Below are 3,475 nucleotides of genomic sequence, written 5' to 3'. Positions count from 1 at the left end.
GGGTGGCAACGGGCGGCGCAGGATTGCTGCCGATGCCGCCGCCGGCGCCGCCACAGGCGGCGAGCAGGCCGGCCAGGCCGATCGCGGATCCGTGCCGCCAGTTCCGCTTCATCATGGTGTACGATCCCCGAGTTCGCACCGCCGAATAGTTCTAGCGGGTTTGCAGAGGGTTAAAAGAGGTGGACGGCGCGCGCTTGCAGCGTCGGACCCGCAGCTTTAAGCGTCCGCCGATGCTTGCGCGCCTATCCCACATAGACTGCTGGATCTTTGATCTGGATAACACGCTCTATCCGGCGCGCGCGAACCTGTTCGCCCATATCGACGCACGGATGACCGCGTTCATCGCCGACCTGCTGGGCGTCGACGATGTCGAGGCGCACCGGGTGCAGAAGGCGTATTTCCATGGCCATGGCACGACGCTCTCCGGGCTGATGGCGGACCACGGCGTCGATCCGCACAGCTTTCTGGCCTATGTTCATGATATCGAGATGGACGTGCTGGAGACGGACGCACCGCTGGCCGCCGCGATCGCCCGGCTGCCGGGGCGCAAGCTGGTCTTCACCAATGGCGATACACCCTATGCGCTGAAGGTGCTGGACCGGCTGGGGCTGGGTGGCAGTTTCGAGGCGGTTCACGACATCCACGCGATGGACCTGGTGCCAAAGCCCCATCCGTCCGCCTATGCCGGCCTGTGCGCCGCGTTCGACATCGACCCCACCCGCGCGATCTTCTTCGAGGACATGGCGCGCAACCTGGCGCCGGCCAAGGCGATCGGGATGACCACGGTGTGGGTCGACAACGGATCGGAGCAAGGTCCGGGCGAAGACCGCAGCTTTATCGATTTCACCGTCCCGGCGCTGGCGCCGTGGCTAGACAGCATATTGGAGGACTGACGCATGAGCCAGGATCTGGCCGCCACCATCGACGCCGCCTGGGAAGACCGGGCGAGCCTGGGCTTCGACACCGCGGGCGAGATGCGCGTGGCGGTGGACCGCGCGCTGGCGCTGCTCGACAAGGGTGAGGCGCGCGTCGCCGAGCCGGACGGGCAGGGCGGCTGGCGCGTCAACCAGTGGCTGAAGAAGGCGGTGCTGCTGTCCTTCCGCCTGAACGACAATGTGCTGATCGACAATGGTCCGGGCGCCGGCCACTGGTTCGACAAGGTGCCGTCGAAGTTCAGCGGCTGGTCGGAAGCCGAGTTCCGCGCCGCCGGTTTCCGCGCGGTACCCGGATCGGTGGTGCGTCGCGGCGCGCATGTCGCCAAGGGGGCGATCCTGATGCCGAGCTTCGTCAACATCGGCGCCTATGTGGGCGAGGGGACAATGGTCGACACCTGGGCGACCGTGGGTAGCTGTGCGCAGATCGGCCGCAACGTCCACCTGTCGGGCGGCGCGGGCATCGGCGGCGTGCTGGAGCCGTTGCAGGCCGATCCGGTGATCATCGAGGACGGCGCGTTCATCGGCGCGCGTGCGGAAGTGGCCGAGGGCGTACGCGTCGGCGAGGGCGCGGTGCTGTCGATGGGCGTGTATCTGGGCGCTTCGACCAAGATCATCGACCGCGAGACGGGTGAAGTGTTCCGCGGCGCGGTGCCGCCCTATTCGGTGGTGGTACCGGGCACGACGCCGTCGGTGGACGGCAAGCCGGGCCTGTATTGCGCGGTCATCGTCAAGCGCGTCGACGCGCAGACCCGGTCCAAGACGAGCATCAACGACCTGCTGCGCGACTGAACGACCGCCGTACGGCCGACGGGGAGGCTTGCCTCCCCGCCCCGGCGGGCCTATCTCGGGCATGTAAAACATGTTCAACGGCTAGGCCTGCCCAGGGGAATTTCATGACCGCGACCGCCAGCAACGTCCTCGACCGCGTCCTCGTTCTTGAAATGGTGCGCGTGACGGAGGCGGCGGCGATCGCCGCATCCACGCTAACCGGTCGTGGCGACGAAAAGGCCGCCGATGCCGCCGCCGTGGAGGCGATGCGCGCCGCCCTCAACGAACTCGACATGGACGGCACCGTCGTGATCGGCGAGGGCGAACGCGACGAAGCGCCGATGCTGTTCATCGGCGAGAAGGTCGGCACCGGCAACGGCCCGGCGATCGACATCGCGCTCGACCCGCTGGAGGGCACGACGATCTGTGCCAAGTCCGGCCCCAACAGTCTGGCGGTGCTGGCGATTTCGGAAGGCGGCGGGCTGCTGAACGCGCCCGACGTCTATATGGACAAGATCGCGGTCGGCCCCGGTTATCCGGACGGCGTGATCGACCTGGACCGCAGCCCGACCGAGAATGTGAAGGCGATCGCGGCGGCCAAGGGCGTCGAGCCCAGGGACATCATCGCCTGCGTGCTGGACCGTCCGCGCCACGAGGCGCTGATCGCGGAGCTGCGCGGCATCGGCTGCGGCGTGGTGCTGATCGGTGACGGCGACGTGGCGGGCGTGATCGCGACGAGCGATCCGGACACGACGATCGACGTCTATATGGGGTCGGGCGGGGCGCCGGAGGGCGTGCTGGCCTGTGCGGCGCTGCGCTGCGTCGGCGGGCAGTTCAAGGGCCGCCTGCTGTTCCGCAACGACGACGAGATCGCGCGCGCACACAAGTGGGGCGTCAGCGACCTGAACAAGCAATATGACCTGACCGAGCTGGCGCGCGGCGACTGCATCTTCGCGGCCACCGGCGTGACCGACGGGTCGCTGCTGGAAGGCGTGAAGCGCAAGGGCAAGATCATGACCACCGAGAGCGTGGTCATGCGCGCCTCGTCGGGCACGGTGCGCTGGGTGAAGGGCGAGCATCGCATCGGCTGATGCTGCTCGTGGCGGCGCTGCTGGCCCTGGTGCTGGCGGCGCAGGTCTGGTTTCTGCGGGGGCGGTCCCGCGGTGGGGCGGGGCGCTATCGGCGGTGGCTGATACGCGCCCCGCTGGCGATGTTGGTCCCTGCGCTGGTTTCGCTGGTGGTGCTGGGCCGGATCGATGCGCTGTGGCGCTTTCCGGGCGAGTTCCTTGCCCTACGCGCCTTGCTGCCTCCGGTAGAGGCTTCCGCAGTGGTGATCGGCAGCCTGGCGGGCGTTTCGGGGGGGCTTGCGATTATCGCGCTTCGGGCGCGTTTCGGGCGGGAATTGCCGACTTCGTTGCGGCGGATGATGCCCGTACCGGGAGAGCGACGCGCCGCAGCGATGGTCGCGGTGATGGCCGGGCTGGTCGAGGAGCCGTTATACCGGTTGGTGCTGCCGTTGCTGGTCACCATGGTCAGCGGCAGCGCGGTGGTGGGGTTTGCGATCGCCTCCGCCGTGTTTGCCTGCGCGCATCGCTATCAGGGGGTGCGGGGGGTGGTGCTGTCGGGCAGCTTCGGGCTGGTGCTGGCGGGCTTGTACGTGCTGAGCGGGCAATTGTGGCTGGTGGTGGTGCTGCACGCGCTGAACAATGCCGGGGCGCTGGTGGTTTGGCCGGCGGTTTCCCGGGCGGGGGGAGTGGCCGACTGATCGGGTG

Annotated in this window: 4 protein-coding genes; all 4 read left to right on the top strand. The window is 68.2% G+C overall.

The window, feature by feature from the left end; all coding sequences use genetic code 11:
* The first annotated feature begins 230 nt into the window (after positions 1-230).
* Positions 231-893, top strand: coding sequence for a pyrimidine 5'-nucleotidase (locus Q0U08_RS18945; protein WP_298093299.1), 663 nt, complete (start codon positions 231-233; stop codon positions 891-893).
* A gap of 3 nt (positions 894-896) precedes the next feature.
* Positions 897-1,724, top strand: a complete 828-nt coding sequence (dapD, locus tag Q0U08_RS18940) for a 2,3,4,5-tetrahydropyridine-2,6-dicarboxylate N-succinyltransferase (protein WP_298093298.1) — start codon at positions 897-899, stop codon at positions 1,722-1,724.
* Between the two features lie 104 nt (positions 1,725-1,828).
* Positions 1,829-2,794: a class II fructose-bisphosphatase gene (gene glpX, locus Q0U08_RS18935; RefSeq protein WP_298093296.1), complete on the top strand. Its 966-nt coding sequence runs from the start codon at positions 1,829-1,831 to the stop codon at positions 2,792-2,794.
* Positions 2,794-3,468 carry a CPBP family intramembrane glutamic endopeptidase gene (locus Q0U08_RS18930; protein WP_298093295.1) on the top strand — a complete coding sequence of 225 codons (675 nt, stop codon included), beginning with the start codon at positions 2,794-2,796 and terminating at the stop codon, positions 3,466-3,468. The genes glpX and Q0U08_RS18930 overlap by 1 nt, the downstream gene beginning before the upstream one ends.
* Positions 3,469-3,475 lie beyond the last annotated feature (7 nt).

The sequence above is a fragment of the uncultured Sphingomonas sp. genome, assembly GCF_946477935.1.
Taxonomy (GTDB): Bacteria; Pseudomonadota; Alphaproteobacteria; order Sphingomonadales; family Sphingomonadaceae; genus Sphingomonas.
The sequence above is the reverse complement of the archived record's forward strand: the minus strand, read 5'-3'. Positions and strand labels throughout refer to the sequence as shown.

What these genes read in the sequence shown, in the direction of transcription:
- Q0U08_RS18945 (WP_298093299.1), top strand. Translation starts at nt 231, where the DNA reads ATGCTTGCGCGCCTATCCCACATAGACTGCTGGATCTTTGATCTGGAT.
- glpX (WP_298093296.1), top strand. Translation starts at nt 1,829, where the DNA reads ATGACCGCGACCGCCAGCAACGTCCTCGACCGCGTCCTCGTTCTTGAA.
- dapD (WP_298093298.1), top strand. Translation starts at nt 897, where the DNA reads ATGAGCCAGGATCTGGCCGCCACCATCGACGCCGCCTGGGAAGACCGG.
- Q0U08_RS18930 (WP_298093295.1), top strand. Translation starts at nt 2,794, where the DNA reads ATGCTGCTCGTGGCGGCGCTGCTGGCCCTGGTGCTGGCGGCGCAGGTC.